This window comes from Mesorhizobium sp. P3_B5 (assembly GCF_056402815.1).
The window spans coordinates 40,921-58,445 of sequence record NZ_JBFUGR010000011.1; the positions used below are offsets into that span (position 1 = coordinate 40,921).

Here is a 17,525-nt window from a genome sequence, read left to right on the forward strand (position 1 = left end):
TCGCCGACGGGGGCGTGAGCCGAATTCCAGGTCAACCTTCGAAAAGCCGCGTCCCCTATCACGACTTTCGCTGCAAGGACCATAGATGCGGGGGCGCTAAAGTTTCCTTAATGTCACGTGGTTCAGGACGTTTTCTCTACCTCAGGCTGCAAAGTGTTTGCTGCCGTGCAGCGGGCATTCGAAACACGCCCGCGCCGTGTCGCATTTGCCTGTACGCAGCAGGACTGGAATCCTGCCAGTGTGGCGAAGCCATGAATGGCGCTATCAAATGGAGGCCGGGATGGATGACAATCACAGCGGATCATGCCTGTGCGGGGCGGTGCGCTTCAAGACGCGGGGAGCGTTGCGCGGAGTGGTCTATTGCCACTGCTCGCAATGCCGCAAGCAGAGTGGGCATTTCTACGCCGCAACCAATGTCCTCGATGAAAACATCACGATAGCGGGCACCGATAGCATCAGCTGGTACGAGGCGTCTTCGTTTGCCAAACGCGGTTTTTGCAAGACATGCGGCTCGCTGCTGTTCTGGAAGCCGCGCGACGACACCTATGTTTCGGTCATGGCCGGGTTGTTCGACAAGCCCACCGGGCTCGAGGGTCAGTGCCACATCTTCGTCGGCGACAAGGGCGACTATTATGCGATCGACGACGCGCTGCCGCAGTTCGAGAAGTCGACGCCGTCGGTCAAGGTCGCCGAAGAGTGACTTTGCGGGCCTACGATTTTTGAAGCAGCTGCCTTATTCCCTTGATCCAGCCATTGCGTTATCCCCTGCCGGTGATTCCAGGGGATTTGAGCATGCAGCGGCTTATCGATGCTTTCTTCAATTCAGTGCGGGCGTTTCGCAAGCTGGCTGCCAGCGAAAAGGCTTTTCAGCAGGAGCTGATGCTGCTGGTGCTTGCCTTGCCGCTTGGCTGGTTCGTCTCGGTGTCGTGGCGCGGCTATGCGCTGCTGGTCGGCGCGGTGCTGCTTTTGATCATGGTCGAGGTTCTGAACACCGGCATCGAGGCGGCCTGCGATGCGTTCAGCCGGGAGTTCAACGTCGATATCCAGCTGGCCAAGGATTGTGGTTCGCTGGCGGTGCTGATTTCGGTGCTGATCGTCGCCGGTGTCTGGGGGATCGCCATCATCGAGCGCATCACGGGACTACCGATCTGACAATTGACGCACTACATGACGGTTTCCAAAGGAGACTGTCATGGCCGAGGCCACCGATTTCTTACTGCTTGAGCGGGCGGGCCTGCCGGACGATCTGCGCTGGCTGACGGAAAAGTATCCGCGCGAAACCTGGCAGGGCCACGCCAACATCCATGGCATGGCGAACATGTGGCTGCAGCGGCACGATATGTTCCGCGAGCTCGGCGGCATGCTCAGCAACGGCATTGGCGACTATCGCGAGGGCAGGCTGACGGCGCCGGATTTCGCCCGCTGGTTCGCGCCGCGCCTCAACCATTTTCTTGGTAACCTCGACGGCCACCACAATGTCGAGGACTATCAATACTTCCCGGTCTTCGCCAAAGCCGAGCCGCGGCTGAAACGCGGCTTCGAGATCCTCGATGCCGATCACCACACGATCCACGAGGGGCTGGAGCGCAATGCCGAAACGGCGAACGCCTTCATCAGGACGCTGCAGGAGAGCGACGACAAGCAGCGCTTTGCGGCGGACGCTTATGCCGACGAGAACGGTCGGCTGATCGCCATGCTGAAGCGGCATCTGGCTGACGAGGAGGATTTGATCATCCCGCTGATCCTCGACCGCGGCGACCGCGCCTTGATCGGGGACGACGACTGAACTACGTGGCTCGCCGCTACGTGGCTTCGCTGTCGCGGGTGTCCTTGGCGCGCTCCTTCTTGGCGACCAAGCGGGCGAGGACCCAGGCAAGGATGGCGACGACAAGCCCGATGGCGAGCGCCACCAACAGCCGTTCGTGACGATGCAGTGCCTGGCCGACGATACGCTCAGCACCCAGTCCGAAGACATAGCCGATGGTGCAGAACAATGCCGCCCAGACCAGCGACGAGATGGCGTTGAGAATGACGAAGCGTGTCACCGTGATGCTGGCAAAGCCGGCGGCAATGCCGCCGACCAGGCGCAGGCCGTAGATGTAGCGGTTCGACAGCACGAAGATGTTGGGATGCGAGGAGACCAGACGGTAAGCGTGATTGAAGCCCGGCCTGGCTTTCAGTTTGAGAACGTAAGGATGGTCGGCAAAGCTTCGCCCGAGAATGAAGAAGAAGGTGTCGCCGACGAAGGCGCCGAGGGCGGCTGCGAGGAAAGCCTGCCACGGGACGAAAACGTGCTGGTGCGCGAAGAAGCCGCCGAGGATGGCGGCACTTTCACCCTCGGCGACGCAGCCGAGAAAGACGGCGATCAGCCCATACTGCTCAATGAGATGATGGATCGTCTCCGTCATGAGGTCTGCGGCATCAGCCGTTCGTCGATCCGCTTGAGCCGATCGGCAATCTGCGCGATCTCGTCGCGCATGCCGATGATCTGGCTGTGGCGCAGCTCGTCCAGCTTTTCATGCAGCGCCATGATCTCGATCTCGGCCTTGAGATTGACCTCATAGTCGTGCGCGGCGTCGATGCGGTCGCGCGCGGCCTGGCGGTTCTGCGACATCATGATCACCGGCGCCTGCAGGGCGGCGATCATGGAGAGCACAAGGTTGAGGAAGATGAAGGGGTAGGGGTCGAACGAACTTTGCCCCAGCAGCCACCAATTGCCACCGATCCAGAGGATCAGGAAGGCGATGAATGACAGGATGAACGACCATGAGCCGCCGACGCGGGCGATGGCATCGGCGATACGATCGCCCGCGCCCTGAAGGCCGGCAAGATTTTGGTTGATGTCTTGCGATATCGGCTTGCGGTCGACGGTGCTTTGCAGCACGCGTCGCTCAAGCTCGCTGAGAGCCTCCGGCGTTCGCTTCAGCCAGCGGTTGGCGAGTTCCGGCACGGTCTTGTTCATGGATGTCTCCATAGGAAAAGCATCGGCTTGGCAGCCATGTTTGCATATAGGAAGATGGCGCTCCGTCAAAAGCGTGGCGTGAGGATGGGAAGCAAAATGCCCGATTTCGCGAAAATCCGCGCCCGCGCCGCCAAACGCAAGGGCGGTGAGGGGGAGCTTTCGTCGCTGCTGGGCCCGGCGCCCGACAATGCCGCCGTCGCCGACATCGCGGATGATCGCATCCTGTCCGTCATGGCCGAGCGCGTCTTTGCCGCCGGTTTCGTCTGGCGCGTCATCGAACAGAAATGGCCCGGTTTCGAAGAAGCCTTCCTTCGCTTCGAGCCAAAGCGGCTGTTGTTCCAGCCCGATGATTTCTGGCACGATCTGACGGCTGATCAACGCATCGTACGCAACCCGCAAAAAATCAAAGCCGTGCGCGACAACGCCGTCTTTGTCGAGCGGGTGTCGAAGGAGCATGGCGGTTTCGGCAAATTCCTCGCGGAGTGGCCTGATGACGACCAAGTCGGGCTGATGGCGTATCTCGGCAAACATGGCAGCCGGCTCGGCGGCAACACCGGCCAGTATTTTCTGCGCTGGCTGGGGTGGGATGCGTTCGTCATCTCGGCCGATATGGCGGCAGCATTGCGCGATGCGGGGCTCGACATCGCCGAAAGCCCGACTTCGAAGCGGGATCTCGACAAGATCCAGGTTCAGATCAATGTCTGGGCTGCAGAAACCCGGCTGCCGCGCCGGCATATTTCGCGCATCCTGGCGATGTCGATCGGCGAGAACCATTCGCCGCAATCGCTGCGCCAATATATGGGCGAATAGGCTGGTGATTTGACGCTGCCGGTATCCGATTAAATTTGGAGCCCTTCCCAATAGCCTCCCAAGGATTGCGGGACAGAATTCCTAAAATGTCAACGAAACTCTTGTGAGACACGGATCGTTGGATACAGTTGTTCCTACAAGAGCAGGGCTTCTGGGAAATTGGAATGGCCCAACCTAGGCCTTTTTTGCCGGTGGCTCTAACTTGATAAGATTGGCCTTGGCAGTGGGATCCCCTTGATCAGCAGCCTTGCGAATCAAAATGAGAGCGTGGGCATTATCCTGCTTCACACCATGGCCATCCAGGTATGCTACTCCAAGGTCGTACTCAGCACCCGCATTCCCCCGGTCCGCAGCCTTCTGGAACCAAGAGACGGCCTGCACATAGTCTAAGGGGACCCCTAGCCCCTTGTAGTACGAAACACCAAGGTCGTACTCAGCACCCGCATTCCCCTGGTCCGCAGCCTTCTGGAACCAAGAGACGGCCTGGGCGTAGTCAATCGCAACGCCTAGGCCCTTCGCATACACTACACCAAGATCATGCTGCGCCAGGGCATCTCCTTGTTCCGCCGCTTTGCGATACCATGCGATTGCCTGAGCATAGTCCTGGGCGACGCCTTGACCTTTGAGGTAAGCCAATCCCAGAAAGTATTGGGCAATGGCCGTTCCTTGATCAGCGGCCTCACGGAACCACGTGTCAGCTTCTTTATAGTCCTGTGGAACGCCTCTTCCATATCTGTACAGCAATCCGAGACCGGTTTGAGCGGCTGCTAATCTTTGATCGGCAGCTTTGCGATACCAAATTGCGGCTTCGGCATAGTCCTGTTTGACGCCTTGGCCACGGTCGTAAAGATTGGCGAGATTTTCCCCTGCCTGGGCATCACCCTGGTCTGCTGCCTTACGGTACCAAGCCGCAGCTTGATCGTAATCCTGTGTGACACCGTGCCCTTCGGCGTAAGCAGTGCCAAGATTGTCCTGCGCTTTGGGATCACCGGTGTTAGCCAGGACGCTCCACAACAAGACAGCCGCTGCGTAGTCTCCTCTTTTATAGGCCCGTTCCGCTTGCCCAGCATTGGCGACGCCGGCCACCAGCATGCCGGAGACGAAACAAAGCAACTTCGAACAGCTCTGCATGGTGGGTCTCCGATTTACGGGTTCAACCATTCCTTGATTCCCAGCACCCCGATCCGAACCCTTTCGGAAAAGGATCTCTCATTCAGCTTGGCTCTAATAAATCTTCCCTGCGCACGGGCCATTCTCGTATTAAACTTTGCCAAAAGATATGAATCCCAAATCATAATAATAAATCCCGGAGCAATGACCACTTTGTCCGGAATTAAAAGTATCTTTGATAGTATAATCATTATGACAACACCAAAGAAGCAATTATATGCCACGAATATTCCATCTTTCCACATACGATTTATTGGGAGATATTCTTCCATCCAAGGCATGATGAACGGGTTATCATCCCAGAATTGATCAATAGTAATGGGACCATGCGTAATGCCGTCTGTCTTGGTAACTTCGGCCCCAGCCTCAGCAGCGTTGTTTGGATTGACCTCTTCAGCCATTCCTTCCTCCCTTTCGCTTGGCTAGAAGGAATTCTGCTGCGCCTCTTTGAAGTCAATCTGGGATGGAGATCAACTTTGCGTCAGCTGATCCCATCGCAGTGCGGCGGAAACCCGGCTGCCGCGGCCGGCATATTTTGCGCATCCTGGCGATGTCGACCGGCGAGAACCATTCGCCTGACACACTGCGCGAATATATGGGCGAATAGGCTGGTCGCCATCAGGTCAGGACACGAATGACACATGTCATTCGGTCCTGGACGTGGTCGAATTCGATCAGTCCGGATTGGTCCAAACGAACGGCATTGCCCGCTGAATTTTGTCGCGCTAAGTCAGCAGGCATGACCAAGAAGACCGCTCCCGATATTCTGCGCATCGCAGTTGCCCAGCTCAACCCGACGGTCGGCGACGTCGCCGGCAATCTTGCCAAGGCGCGCGAGGCGAGGGCGGATGCCGCCCGCCAGGGCGCCGACCTCGTGCTTTTCACCGAGCTGTTTCTCGCCGGCTACCCGCCGGAGGATCTGGTGCTGAAGCCGGCCTTCCTGAAGATCTGTGAAAAGGCGGCGCAGGACTTTGCCGCCGACACCGCAGATGGTGGACCCGGCGTCATCATCGGCACGCCGCTGAAGCGCAAGAGCGGCACCCACAATTCGATCATCTTTGCCGATGGCGGCAAGATCCTTGCCGAGCGCTACAAGCTCGATCTGCCGAATTACGGCGAGTTCGACGAGAAGCGCGTCTTCCAGGCCGGGCCCGAGGCTCAGGGACCCGTCAATTTCCGTGGCGTGCGCATCGGAGTTCCAATCTGCGAGGACATCTGGGGCGACGTCGGCATCTGTGAGACGCTGGCCGAAAGCGGGGCGGAAATCCTGCTGGTGCCGAACGGCTCGCCCTATTATCGCGCCAAGATCGACGTGCGCCATCAGGTCGTCATCCGCCAGGTCATCGAAACCGGTCTGCCGATGATCTACGCCAATCAGATGGGCGGCCAGGATGAGTTGATCTTCGACGGCGCCTCTTTTGCCATCGGCGCCGACAAGACGCTGGCTTTCCAGATGAGCCAGTTCGAGGAGACGGTCGACGTCACAACCTGGAAACGCACGGATGGTGGCTGGGTCTGCTCGGAAGGGCCGATGTCGAAAATCCCGGAGCGCGAGGAGGCGGATTACCGCGCCTGCATGCTGGGCCTGCGCGACTACGTCAACAAGAACGGTTTCAAGAACGTCGTGCTCGGCCTTTCCGGCGGCATCGATTCGGCGATCTGTGCCGCGCTCGCCGTCGATGCGCTTGGCGAGGAGCGGCTGCGCGCCGTGATGATGCCTTACCGCTACACCTCGAAGGATTCTCTCAAGGACGCCGAGGATTGCGCCCGTGCGCTTGGCTGCCGCTATGACATCGTACCGATCTTCGAGCCGGTCGAAGGGTTCCTGCACACGCTGACGCAGATGTTTGAGGGCACCAAGGAAGGCATCACCGAGGAAAATCTGCAGAGTCGCGCGCGCGGCACCATCCTGATGGCGATCTCCAACAAGTTCGGCTCGATGGTCGTCACCACCGGCAACAAGAGCGAGATGTCGGTCGGCTACGCCACGCTCTATGGCGACATGAATGGCGGCTTCAATCCCATAAAAGACCTCTACAAGATGCAGGTCTATGCGCTGTCGCGCTGGCGCAACGGCCATGTGCCGCCAGGTGCGCTCGGGCCCTCAGGCGAGGTGATTCCGAAAAACATCATCGACAAGGCGCCTTCGGCCGAACTGCGCGAGAACCAGACGGACCAGGATTCGCTGCCACCCTATCCGGTGCTGGACGACATTCTGGAATGCCTGGTCGAGAACGAGATGGGCGTCGACGACATCGTCGCGCGCGGCCACGACCGGGCGACGGTGACGCGCATCGAGCACCTGCTCTACATTGCCGAATACAAGCGCCGGCAGGCAGCACCCGGTGTAAAGATCACCCGGAAGAACTTTGGCCGCGACCGCCGTTATCCGATCACCAATCGATTCAGGGATCGCGGGTAAACATCTGTTTTGATTTGATGAACCTGGGGGCGTGCATGTTTGTCAGTTATTTCAGGGGAACGCCTGAGTATCACATCGTCCGCTTCAAGAACGGCAAGATCCTAGAGCAGGGGCGCGGCATCAGCTTCTGGTACGGCACGCTCGGCACCACCATCGCGATGGTGCCGGTGACGTCGCTCGACAACCCCTTCATCTTCACCGAAACGACGGCGAACTTCCAGGATCTGGCGATCCAGGGTTCGGTCAGCTACCGCATCGTCGATCCGGTCAAGGCATCGGAAGGTTTTGATTTCAGCGCCAGGCTCAGACGCGCCGATATTGCCGGCGATGGCCGTGAGAAGATCGCCGAACGCCTCGTGCTCGCGATCCAGAGCCATGCGCGCGCCGTGGTCTCGCGCATGAGCCTGGAGCAGGCGCTGGCCGAGGTGACGAAGCTCGGGGGCAATCTGGCCGAATTGCTGCGCAGCGATCCGATCGCGTCGACGGCAGGGCTGTCGATCGAAGAAGTCCACATCACATCGGCGCAGCCGACACCTGAGATCCGGCAGGCCCTGCAGACCGAGTACCGCGAGACCCTGCAGCGCCAGGCGGACGAAGCGATCTATGCGCGCCGGGCGCATGCCGTGGAAAAAGAGCGCGAGATCAAACAGAGCGAGCTGGCCACCGAGATCGAGCTGGCCGAGCGCAACAAGGTGCTGGTCGACACCGAGGCGCGCAACAAGCTGACGCTTGCCGAGGCGGACGCCAAGGCGCAGCAGCTCGAGCTCACCGTCTATTCTTCGGCGCCAGCCAATGTGCTGACGGCGATGGCCTTCAAGGCCTGGGCGGAGAAGGGCGGTTCGGTCGGCAATCTGTCGATCACGCCGGACATGCTGACCAGCGCGCTCAGCCAGCTCGCCACGCCGGCGAAAGCCGGGCCTTCGAAGTGATCTAGTGGCCAGCGAGGGCAATGACAGGCCGATCGACCGGGTGATCGTCGTCACCCGCAAGACCGAGCTCGAGGAACTGACGGCGCGCTTCAACACGCAAGGCCAGGCCCGCTTCTATCTCCGCCAGGCCGGCATGAATTTCGATCCGGTCAAGGCCGCGCACGATACCTATCATCGGGCGCTCGATATCGTCATGGGTTCGCTTCCCGCCGGTCTCAAGCAATTGCGGCTGGACCGCGAACTTGTGCCGCAGTTCGAATTCACAACCGATGTGGTGATTGCGCTCGGCCAGGACGGGCTGGTCTCCAACACCGCGAAATATCTGCCGCACCAACCGCTGATCGGCATCAATCCGGATCCGGCGCTTTTCGACGGTGCTCTCCTGCCGTGGCGCGCCGACGACACCGAACGCGTGCTGGCGATGACGATTTCCGGCAAGGCGCGCCGGCAGGCCGTGGTTATGGCCGAGGCGCGCTCCAGGGATGGGCGCCGGCTGCTCGCCTTCAATGACCTGTTTGTCGGCGCCCGCACGCATGTCTCGACGCGCTATGATCTCAGCTACGACGGCAGGACCGAGCGCCAGTCGTCGAGCGGCATCATCATTTCGACCGGCGCCGGCTCGACCGGCTGGCTGCGCTCGGTCATGGCGGGCGCCGCCGGTCTTGCCGCGGCCTATGGCGATACCTCGGTGCCGACAGTGCCGCCGCAGGGCTACGACCGGGAGGGCGAGCAGCTCTTCTTTTCGGTGCGGGAACCGTTTCCGAGCAAGACGACAGGCGTATCCCTGGTGCATGGCGTCATCACCCGCGACCGTCCGCTTGTCGTGTCTTCGCGGCTGAGCAAGGGCGGCGTGGTTTTCAGCGACGGCATGGAAATGGATTTCGTCGATTTCAATTCCGGCACGGATATGTCGATCGGCATCGCCGATCAGAAGGCTTATCTCGTGGTGCCGTGAGCCCGACAGGCTGAGCGTCGTTGTTGCAAATTCGTCTCACTGGTTAGACCAGATGCGCTTTCGGCAGGACTTCATCTTGGCGAGGCGTCGAGCCGTCCGTATAAGAACGTCTCCGCGATTCCCCTTTGGGAGGACCGAATGCCAGGATTTGACATTATTCTGCGAGGCCGCGAAGCCTAGGTCTCAGACGGCGCGCTACGAGGTTTTTACCTCTGTGGCAAAGCCGGACTGAGAACAGGCGTTCGTCGATGCCGGTCGCCACCCGACAAATCGGGTGCGCCGCCAAATATGCCGAACCTCCGCATTCCCTGGCGAATTGCCCTAGCGCGGTTTCTTCAATTTTCGACCTTACCGGGATCGGGCTCGTTTGGGCCCGAATGACATCATGGCTCGTTTTCGAATAGATCTGCGCGCAGGCGCCTTTCGCAGCGTTCTTGGCTTCACGCTCGGCCATTGGCGGCGTCAACCGTGGCGGCTTTCGCTCATCATGGGCACCTTCCTGCTGTCGACCCTGGCCGACGTTTTGACGCCGCTCTATTCCGGCCGGCTGGTCGATGCCGTCGCCAGCAGCGCCGGCGCGGACGAGGTGGCGTGGAACGCGGCAATGGCGGCGTTTTCGATGCTGGTGGCGCTGGCGCTTGCCGGCGTCGTGCTGCGCAACCTGGCGTTCATGGCCATCGTCGAGCTGACGCTGAAGATGATGGCGGATATCGCCGCCGACGCCTTCCACCGCGTCCAGCGCTTTTCTACCGACTGGCACGCCAACAGCTTTGCTGGCTCGACCGTGCGCAAGGTGACGCGCGGCATGTGGGCGCTCGACCTGCTCAACGACACCATCCTGATCGCGCTGTTGCCGTCCGTCGTCATGCTCGCCGGCTCGACGCTGCTGCTCGGCTGGTTCTGGCCGATGATGGGTGCGGTCGTGGCGGCCGGCTCGATGTTGTTCATCACGGTGACGGCGATGCTGTCGCTCGGCTATGTCGCGCCGGCGGCACGGCTCGCCAATAGCTGGGACACACGCCTCGGCGGCTCGCTCGCAGATGCGGTGAGCTGCAACGCCGTGGTCAAAGGGTTTGGCGCCGAAGTGCGCGAGGAAACGCGCCTTGCCAGGGTCGTCGCCAAATGGCGCGCGCGCACGCGCCGCACCTGGGTGCGCGGCACCGTCAACGGCACCACGCAAGGGGCGCTGCTGCTGGTGCTCAGGGCCGCCGTGATCGGCCTGGCGCTGATGCTGTGGTCGTGGGGGCAAGCGAGCGCCGGCGATGTCGCCTTCGTGCTGACTGCGTTCTTCGTGCTGCAGGGCTATCTCAGGGATATCGGCACGCATATCCGCAATCTGCAGCGCTCGATCAACGACATGGAGGAACTGGTCGACTTCCAGTCCGAGCCGCTCGGCATCGAGGATCGGCCTGGCGCCAGGCCGATCCGAATTGCCGATGGCCGTATCAGCTTCGACAATGTCACCTTCCACTATGGCAACCATCGACTGCCGCTTTACCGCGACTTTTCGGTGGACATTGCGCCGGGTGAACGTGTTGGCTTGGTCGGTCATTCAGGCTCGGGCAAGACGACCTTCGTCAAGCTGATCCAGCGCCTCTATGACGTCAACGCTGGCAAGATCCTGATCGACGGCCAGGATATTGCCACGGTGGCGCAAGCGTCGCTGCGCGGGCAGATCGCCATCGTCCAGCAGGAGCCGATCCTGTTCCACCGGTCATTGGCCGAAAACATCGCCTATGCCCGGCCGGGCGCCAGCCAGGCCGAGATCGAGCACGCGGCACGGCTGGCCAGCGCGCACGACTTCATCGTCGGCCTGCCGAAGGGCTATGGCACACTGGTCGGCGAGCGTGGCGTGAAACTATCGGGCGGTGAGCGTCAGCGCGTGGCGATCGCGCGCGCTTTCCTCGCCGATGCGCGCATCCTCATCCTGGACGAGGCGACATCGAGCCTCGATTCGGAATCGGAGGTGCTGATCCAGCAGGCGATGGAGCGGTTGATGGTCGGCCGCACGACGCTGGTCATCGCGCACAGGCTTTCGACGGTGCGGGCGCTCGACAGGCTTTTGGTGTTCGATCGCGGCCGCATCGTCGAAGAGGGCTCGCATGACGAGTTGATCCGGCTGCAAGGCGGCATCTACCGCCGCCTGTTCGAGCGTCAGGCGCTGGAACTGACCAAGGGGCTGGTGATCTGATCGAGAAGGCACCCGGATCGAAGTCCGGTCCGGGTGCCTTGGTCTGAGTGCCAAATGCGGAATGATCAGCCGTAATGCAGCTTCGGCTTGCCCTCGGTGCCGGTAAACTGAACGCCGATCCTGTCGTTGCGGCGCCAGCGAACCTCGGATCGATAGCCAATTCCATCGACGGGAATGTAGAGCAGGAAGCGATCGGGCACCCGGGCATCGGCCGCGACCTTCAACTCGGCGCCGCCCTCATGCTGGTTGCGCACGGTGCAGCTGATCTCGGAATTCTGGATCCCGGTGATGATCGTCCCGCCCTTGAGCACGCGCTGGCGGTGTTCGCGCCGGTGCTCGTCGGACTTCTCTTGGAGTGGGTTTGCGGGGTTTACCATTGATAAAATCGGCGTAGCCGATCGATTCCTCGACGCAACAGCACCCCCGTGCCGGCACGCAGTATGCCACAAATCAGTGGCCGTCGCAGGACATTTCAGTTTTGAATCAGTCGAACCTGTGCGGATCGGCGCAGAAATAGGCGATGATCTGGCAAAGATCCGGTTCGTTGACCATGCGCACCGCTTCGGTGGAATTCACCCATTTGCGGGTGCGCGCGCGCTTTTCCTTCCACCGGTCGGCGACCTTGTCGACCAGCAACGGAAATACCAGCACTTCGCAAGGTACTTCCTCGCCGGAGGCCAACATTTTGGCATAGAAGTAGCGGCCGGCTTCGAGATGGGAGACGGTGCCGCGCAATCCGGCTTCCTCGCCGGCTTCGCGCGCCGCAGCCTCGCAAAGTGGCTCCTTGGCCTCGGGCCAGCCCTTGGGGATCACCCAGCGGCCAGTGTCACGGCTGGTGATCAGCATGATCTCGACGCCGTTCCCGGTATCGCGCCAGGGCAAGGCGGCAACCTGCAGACGGCACGGCGCCGAGCCGAAGAGTCGCCGGACCCTTTCGGCCAGATGGTTGTGCGTCGTTGGCCTCGTCAACATTGCAGAAGCTAGCCCCAGCCTCCAGAATCGTTTGCCGTCTCACGAATCTTACGGCTAATCATAAGCAATAAAAGTAAAAAACTTCACACCGGTGCGTAAAACGTCACCGAAAACGGTCGACTTCACGAAATATGGTGGTCTGCGGGCCTCTTTCCAAAGCAAAGAGTGCTCGCCTGGCCGTTTCAACTGGAAAGAAGAGCCGCCTTGCGAATCAACCAGCGTGGTCGTCGGCGATCGGCTTCTGGTAGGTAAAACCCATGTCCCAGGGAAAATAGATCCAGGTGTCCTGGCTGACTTCGGTGACGAACGTATCGACCAGTGGCCGGCCTTTCGGCTTGGCATAAACGGTGGCGAAATGCGCCTTGGGCATCATGGCGCGCACGATGCCCGCCGTCTTGCCGGTGTCGGTGAGGTCGTCGATGATCAGCACGCCGACGCCGTCATCGACGAGCAGTGCCGGCGTGATCTCCTTCAGCACCTGCAACTGACCCTGGCTGGTGTAGTCGTGATAGGAGGCGACGCAGACCGTCTCGATGACGCGGATGCCGAGCTCACGCGAGATGATGGCGGCCGGAACCAGACCGCCGCGGGTAATGCAGACGATCGCCTTCCACTGGCCCTTGTTCGCGCCGGCAAGCCGCCAGGCCAGCGCGCGGGCATCGCGGTGGAACTGGTCCCAGGAGACCGGAAAAGCTTTTTCGGGAAGGGACATTCGTGCACTCCGCGCGCAACATCATGGAATGCGCGCGGAATTAACTGGAAAGTCAGGGCATTGGCAAGGGCAACGCCGCTCTAGGCTGTGGACTTGAAACGCGTCGCGCTCACGCCCTAATGCCTCAGCGCGACAGGAAGGCCGCGACCGGCACGGTGCGCAGCACCGTGCGCGTCACTCCGCCGAACAACAGCTGGCGCAGCCAGGAGTGGCTGTAGGCGCCGAGCACCAGCAAATCGGCGCCGGTCTCGGTAATCCTGGTCTGGATGACGTCATCGACGGAGATACCACCCGACTGCAGCACCGAGACGCTGACCGTGGCGCCATGCCGCGACAGAGCCGCAGCGATCTCGGCGCCGGCGGCCTCCGAATTCTCGTCCAGCGTATCCGGCGGATCGATGACCAGTATGTCGGTCTTCTCGGCCTCGATGATGAAGGGCAGGGCGTCGAAGGCGGCCCGCGCGGCCTCCTTGCTGCCGTTCCAGGCCAGAAGCACGTGCTTGAAGCTGGTGGCGAGCGGACCCGCATGCGGCACCACCAGCACCGGGCGGCCGGCGTCATAGACCAGCGTGTCGACGTCGGCGCTCGGGTCGCCGCCGGTGTCGCGCTGCGCGGCGATGATCAGATCGGCGGCGCGGACGCTGGAGATGCCGGTCAGCGCGCTGTCGCCGGAAAAGCTCTCCAGGCTGCGCCATTCGAAGGACAGACCGGAATTCTCGATGTGCTTGAGGAAAACGGCCTGCAATTTGTCGGCGCGCTCCCGGCTCATGTCGGCGGAAACCTGTAGGAATTCGGTGTCGGGAAAGCCGGTGGCCGAGGTGTAGGGGACAGGAAGCGCTTCGGCATGGATGCCAATGAGGTGGCTCTGGAAGCGCTCCGCAAGCGGGATTGCGCAGTCGAGCACGCGCTCGGCATCCTGCTCATTCTGCAATATGGCGACGATGGTCTTGAAACGCATGGCAAATCCCTCATTTTGCGACGATCGAAATCGTCTGTGGGAAACGCTACAGCGCCATGCTTGGTTCCGGTCTGATCCAGATCAACTTGCCGTGCTGGCGAGGCCCGCGACCAAGGCTTCGACATCGGCCCGCGCGGCGTCCAGCGCCTCCTGGCTGCGGGCACGGACGACCAGTTCCGTCCAGAATTTGCCGTCGCCATATTTCGGGTAGGAGCCAATGATGGTGTCCGGGTGGGCCTTCTGGATGTCGCCCAAGGGACCGCCGATCAGGCCTTCGCCGAACGGGCAATGCACCGTTGCCGACAGCATCTTTGTGCCCGCCTTCAGCGTCGGCACGACATTGTCGAGCATGGCCTGGAAGATCGACGGCACGCCGGCCATGACATGGACGTTGCCGACGCGGAAGCCGGGCGCGATGGACACCGGATTGTCGATATGGTCGGCGCCGCGCGGCATGCGCGCCATGCGCTTGCGCGCCTCGGTGTATTCGATGCCGCGCGCGGCGTAGCTTGCTTCCAGCATGGCATAGGCCTTGGCGTCGTATTCGCACGGCACGCCAAAGGCCTTGGAGATCGAATCCGCGGTGATGTCGTCATGGGTGGGGCCGATGCCGCCGGTGGTGAAGACATAGGTATAGCGGGCGCGCACGGCGTTGACCGCGGCGACGATCTCGTCTTCCTCATCGGGAACGATGCGCACTTCCTTCAAGTCGATGCCGATCGCCGTCATGATGTCGGCGAGGTGGCCGATGTTCTTGTCCTTGGTGCGGCCGGACAGAATCTCGTCGCCGATGACGAGCATGGCGGCGGTGACGATTTCAGGCATGGCAAGCTCCGGCAAACGGGTCGACTTGGGCAGACACGGTCGCCCGTGGCAGGCAAGGTCGCCTGAGATAGCGCGACATGGGACCGGCGGCAATGCAGCCTCTAACACGCTCGGCTCCCTTGCGGTCAAACCGGCCGTGGGTGATGGTGCGCGCCGGTCCAGATCCCGGGTGAAGAATGGATCTATCGATTCTGCTGTGGCTGCTCGGCGGCCTGCTGCTGCTGGCGGTCGCCGTGGGCGTCTTTCTGGTGCTGGCGACGTTGTGGATCGCCGCCAAGGCCGAAAGGCTGGTGCCGGCGCGCGGCAAATTCGTCGAGGTCGACGGCAACCGCATCCACTATGTCGAGGAAGGCGAGGGGCGGCCGATCGTCTTCCTGCACGGGATGGGCGCGCAGCTCCATCACTTCCGCCATACGCTGTTCGGACGCTTTGGCCCGGGATACCGGCTGATCGCACTCGATCGGCCGGGCTCGGGCCATTCGGTGCGGGTCAGGGGCGCCAGCGGGCGCTTGCCCGAACAAGCCGAAATCGTGCGGCACTTCATTGAAGCGCTCGGATTGGAAAAGCCGCTCATCGTCGGCCATTCGCTGGGCGGCGCCATCGCGCTGACGCTGGCGGTGGAGCATCCGCAAGCGATTTCCGGCATCGCCTTGCTGGCGCCGTTGACGCATCTGGAACCGCGTGTGCGGGAAAAATTCGGCTCGCTCTACATCCAGTCGCCCTTGCTGCGCTGGATCATGGCCCACACCGTGGCGATGCCGGCGGGCCTGAGATACGCACGGCATACGCTGAAGTTCGTCTTTGCGCCGCAGATCACGCCGGCCGACTATATGGTGGATGGCGGCGGCTGGTGCGGATTGCGGCCGAGCCATTTCTACGCGACATCAACCGATGTCGTCGCGATCGAGCGCGACCTCGGCGGCCTCGAGCCGCGTTATGGCGAAATCGCCATGCCGGCCGGCATTCTGTTCGGCACGCGCGATCGTGTGCTGGGCATCCATGTCCATGGCGCGCCGATGACGGAGAAGATCAGGGGGCTCGATTTCGAGCCCGTCGAGGGGCTCGGGCACATGCCGCAATTCATCGAGCCGGAACGGGTCACCGCCTTCATCAAGCGCATCGCCGAGCGGGCGTTTGCCAGCCCGATATCACCGCGCGCTCACGGCAATTTCACTGAACCTTTGGGGTGATTGCCGGGTTGACCCGTGTCGCAGCATCGCGACGCAGACACGGAGTAACTTCAATGATCACCAGAATTCTTGCAGCATCGGTTTTGACGCTCGGCCTCGCCACTTCGGCGATGGCGCAATCGTCAGGCGTCTATACCTCGCATACCCGGCATCGCCCGGTTGAACAGACGACCGTCGATCCGAACACCACCGGCAGCATTACGACGAACCATGATGCGTCCGGTCTGAACACGATGGGCTCCGGGGCGATGGGACCTTGCGCTTCGAACACGCCAGGACCGGACGCCAACGCCGATTCCGGTGTAAACGATCACTATTGCGGCAAGTAATCGGCTGCAGACCTCGACTGACCGGCAGGATGCCTCCAACGGGCATCCACGGCCGGCAGAGACAAACAAAATCGAAAACTAGTCGGAAACTTCGGTCTGTGGCCGGTCGCGGCCGTCGGCCAGTTCATCATGCCATTTGCCATCGGCGTCCTCGTACTGGATGCCGTCGGTCGAGCCGGCAACCTGCTGCTCCGCCGAAGCGATCTCGGCGGCGCGCAGCGCGTCCTGATGATTGGGGAACGTCTCCGAGAATGTCGAGCCGACCTTGTAGGCCCAGCCCCCGTCGTGCTCGACGATCTTGTAAGTCAGCTTCGCCATGAAGTCCTCCTGATGAAAAGCCCGTTCGCTCAATGCAGCTTGCTGTCGAGCAGCCGGTCGTCGGGAACCAGCACTTCCGATTCCTTGGCCGCTTCGATCAAGGCGCGGCGTGCATCCGCCGTCGAACGATAACCTTCCAGCACTTTGAGGCAAGTGTCGAGGGCATCACGATGCCGAGGACCGCGATTGAGCGGCCAAACGGTCATCAGGCACTCCGCCGCCTCCTGGGTGCTGCGGATATGGCGATATTTGCCGACATGACCGAGTTCGACCACGACCGGCGTTTCAAAAGGTTTGTTGTCCATCATGGGCGCAACGCAAAACAGCCAATTTGGTTGCAAAAGTGGCCGTCAGCCTGCGCCCAAACGTCTCAGAGCCTGTTTGGAAACTCTGCTTCGGCGGCCATATGACTCGCCGGAGCGACTTTCGAAACAGCGTCTCAGTAGCCGCAATCGTTGCGCAGCCAGCGCGCGTTCGCCCAACCGGTGCCGCCACCGATTTCGACCTGGTACCAGTTTCCGCGGCGGTCGAAGATCTCGGTATGATCGCCGTTGAACAATTGCCCGATCATGCGCGACGACGAATTCGGCCGTGCGCGCACGGCGAGAAAGCCGCTCCCCGTCGCCAGATTGTAGTGGCGGGAAAGGCCGTGCACGGTGCCTTCGCAGTACTGTGCGCCGGCCGGTGTTGATGCGCCAATCCAAGGTCCGGCCACGGCTGTCAGGGCTGCAACCGGCAAGAATGCCTTGAATGACATGATTTCCTCCCTAGCCTTGGCCGCG

22 protein-coding genes are annotated in these 17,525 nt (G+C 61.4%); 10 read left to right on the top strand and 12 right to left on the bottom strand.

What is annotated here, in order from left to right:
- Nucleotides 1-280: 280 nt before the first annotated feature.
- The 3 genes from AC1DVW_RS23570 to AC1DVW_RS23580 all read left to right on the top strand — a co-directional run bounded on the left by AC1DVW_RS23570 (nt 281) and on the right by AC1DVW_RS23580 (nt 1,786).
- Nucleotides 281-700 (top strand): GFA family protein, encoded by a 420-nt coding sequence (locus tag AC1DVW_RS23570; RefSeq protein ID WP_477326322.1) that lies wholly within the window; start codon nt 281-283, stop codon nt 698-700.
- 92 nt (nt 701-792) lie between these two features.
- Nucleotides 793-1,152 (top strand): diacylglycerol kinase, encoded by a 360-nt coding sequence (locus AC1DVW_RS23575; protein WP_477247279.1) that lies wholly within the window; start codon nt 793-795, stop codon nt 1,150-1,152.
- A 40-nt stretch (nt 1,153-1,192) separates the two neighbouring features.
- The gene (locus tag AC1DVW_RS23580; protein ID WP_477326324.1) at nt 1,193-1,786 is read left to right on the top strand and encodes a hemerythrin domain-containing protein; all 594 of its coding nucleotides are present in this window, start codon (nt 1,193-1,195) and stop codon (nt 1,784-1,786) included.
- 16 nt (nt 1,787-1,802) lie between these two features.
- On the opposite strand, the gene AC1DVW_RS23585 is transcribed toward AC1DVW_RS23580, so the two are convergent.
- Nucleotides 1,803-2,408: a DedA family protein gene (locus AC1DVW_RS23585; protein WP_477326326.1), complete on the bottom strand. Its 606-nt coding sequence runs from the start codon at nt 2,406-2,408 to the stop codon at nt 1,803-1,805.
- Entirely contained in the window at nt 2,405-2,962 is a 558-nt protein-coding gene (locus AC1DVW_RS23590; protein WP_477326328.1) for a DUF1003 domain-containing protein, read from the bottom strand. Before AC1DVW_RS23590 ends, AC1DVW_RS23585 begins: the two co-directional genes overlap by 4 nt.
- Nucleotides 2,963-3,058: 96 nt before the next feature.
- On the opposite strand from AC1DVW_RS23590, the gene AC1DVW_RS23595 reads away from it, so the two are divergent.
- Nucleotides 3,059-3,772, top strand: a complete 714-nt coding sequence (locus tag AC1DVW_RS23595; RefSeq protein WP_477326330.1) for a DNA-3-methyladenine glycosylase I — start codon at nt 3,059-3,061, stop codon at nt 3,770-3,772.
- 174 nt (nt 3,773-3,946) lie between these two features.
- On the opposite strand, the gene AC1DVW_RS23600 is transcribed toward AC1DVW_RS23595, so the two are convergent.
- Together AC1DVW_RS23600 and AC1DVW_RS23605 are read right to left on the bottom strand one after the other, a co-directional pair.
- On the bottom strand, nt 3,947-4,903 hold the full coding sequence (locus AC1DVW_RS23600) for a tetratricopeptide repeat protein (protein ID WP_477326332.1): 957 nt from the start codon (nt 4,901-4,903) through the stop codon (nt 3,947-3,949).
- A gap of 14 nt (nt 4,904-4,917) precedes the next feature.
- Nucleotides 4,918-5,343 carry a hypothetical protein gene (locus AC1DVW_RS23605; protein WP_477326334.1) on the bottom strand — a complete coding sequence of 142 codons (426 nt, stop codon included), beginning with the start codon at nt 5,341-5,343 and terminating at the stop codon, nt 4,918-4,920.
- Between the two features lie 338 nt (nt 5,344-5,681).
- Here AC1DVW_RS23605 and AC1DVW_RS23610 point away from each other — a divergent pair, with 338 nt between their 5' ends.
- The 4 genes from AC1DVW_RS23610 (at nt 5,682) to AC1DVW_RS23625 (ending at nt 11,439) form a co-directional block, all read left to right on the top strand.
- Nucleotides 5,682-7,364 (top strand): NAD+ synthase, encoded by a 1,683-nt coding sequence (locus tag AC1DVW_RS23610; RefSeq protein ID WP_477326336.1) that lies wholly within the window; start codon nt 5,682-5,684, stop codon nt 7,362-7,364.
- Between the two features lie 35 nt (nt 7,365-7,399).
- A complete protein-coding gene (locus AC1DVW_RS23615) occupies nt 7,400-8,293 on the top strand; it encodes an SPFH domain-containing protein (protein WP_477326338.1) in 894 nt (297 codons plus the stop codon).
- 4 nt (nt 8,294-8,297) lie between these two features.
- On the top strand, nt 8,298-9,248 hold the full coding sequence (locus AC1DVW_RS23620) for a diacylglycerol kinase catalytic domain-containing protein (RefSeq protein WP_477326340.1): 951 nt from the start codon (nt 8,298-8,300) through the stop codon (nt 9,246-9,248).
- Nucleotides 9,249-9,633: 385 nt separating this feature from the next.
- Nucleotides 9,634-11,439: an ABC transporter ATP-binding protein gene (locus AC1DVW_RS23625; protein ID WP_477326342.1), complete on the top strand. Its 1,806-nt coding sequence runs from the start codon at nt 9,634-9,636 to the stop codon at nt 11,437-11,439.
- A gap of 65 nt (nt 11,440-11,504) precedes the next feature.
- Here AC1DVW_RS23625 and AC1DVW_RS23630 read toward each other — a convergent pair whose 3' ends face one another.
- The 5 genes from AC1DVW_RS23630 to AC1DVW_RS23650 form a co-directional block, all read right to left on the bottom strand.
- Nucleotides 11,505-11,816, bottom strand: coding sequence for a PilZ domain-containing protein (locus AC1DVW_RS23630; RefSeq protein WP_477277329.1), 312 nt, complete (start codon nt 11,814-11,816; stop codon nt 11,505-11,507).
- A gap of 106 nt (nt 11,817-11,922) precedes the next feature.
- Nucleotides 11,923-12,411, bottom strand: coding sequence for an NUDIX hydrolase (locus tag AC1DVW_RS23635; RefSeq protein WP_477277331.1), 489 nt, complete (start codon nt 12,409-12,411; stop codon nt 11,923-11,925).
- Nucleotides 12,412-12,622: 211 nt separating this feature from the next.
- Nucleotides 12,623-13,123 (bottom strand): xanthine phosphoribosyltransferase, encoded by a 501-nt coding sequence (gene gpt, locus AC1DVW_RS23640; RefSeq protein WP_477247260.1) that lies wholly within the window; start codon nt 13,121-13,123, stop codon nt 12,623-12,625.
- Between the two features lie 124 nt (nt 13,124-13,247).
- The gene (locus tag AC1DVW_RS23645) at nt 13,248-14,081 is read right to left on the bottom strand and encodes a universal stress protein (RefSeq protein ID WP_477277333.1); all 834 of its coding nucleotides are present in this window, start codon (nt 14,079-14,081) and stop codon (nt 13,248-13,250) included.
- Between the two features lie 81 nt (nt 14,082-14,162).
- Nucleotides 14,163-14,906: a competence/damage-inducible protein A gene (locus AC1DVW_RS23650; protein ID WP_477247252.1), complete on the bottom strand. Its 744-nt coding sequence runs from the start codon at nt 14,904-14,906 to the stop codon at nt 14,163-14,165.
- 176 nt (nt 14,907-15,082) lie between these two features.
- On the opposite strand from AC1DVW_RS23650, the gene AC1DVW_RS23655 reads away from it, so the two are divergent.
- Both AC1DVW_RS23655 and AC1DVW_RS23660 read left to right on the top strand, forming a co-directional pair.
- Complete coding sequence (locus AC1DVW_RS23655) at nt 15,083-16,096, top strand: alpha/beta fold hydrolase (RefSeq protein WP_477326344.1); 1,014 nt, start codon at nt 15,083-15,085, stop codon at nt 16,094-16,096.
- A gap of 53 nt (nt 16,097-16,149) precedes the next feature.
- Complete coding sequence (locus AC1DVW_RS23660) at nt 16,150-16,425, top strand: hypothetical protein (protein ID WP_477277337.1); 276 nt, start codon at nt 16,150-16,152, stop codon at nt 16,423-16,425.
- Nucleotides 16,426-16,503: 78 nt separating this feature from the next.
- On the opposite strand, the gene AC1DVW_RS23665 is transcribed toward AC1DVW_RS23660, so the two are convergent.
- From AC1DVW_RS23665 to AC1DVW_RS23675, 3 genes are all read right to left on the bottom strand, one after another.
- On the bottom strand, nt 16,504-16,743 hold the full coding sequence (locus tag AC1DVW_RS23665; RefSeq protein ID WP_477247246.1) for a DUF2188 domain-containing protein: 240 nt from the start codon (nt 16,741-16,743) through the stop codon (nt 16,504-16,506).
- Between the two features lie 29 nt (nt 16,744-16,772).
- On the bottom strand, nt 16,773-17,051 hold the full coding sequence (locus AC1DVW_RS23670) for a DUF982 domain-containing protein (RefSeq protein WP_477247244.1): 279 nt from the start codon (nt 17,049-17,051) through the stop codon (nt 16,773-16,775).
- A 131-nt stretch (nt 17,052-17,182) separates the two neighbouring features.
- Nucleotides 17,183-17,500, bottom strand: a complete 318-nt coding sequence (locus AC1DVW_RS23675) for an SH3 domain-containing protein (protein ID WP_477326346.1) — start codon at nt 17,498-17,500, stop codon at nt 17,183-17,185.
- Nucleotides 17,501-17,525: the final 25 nt, after the last annotated feature.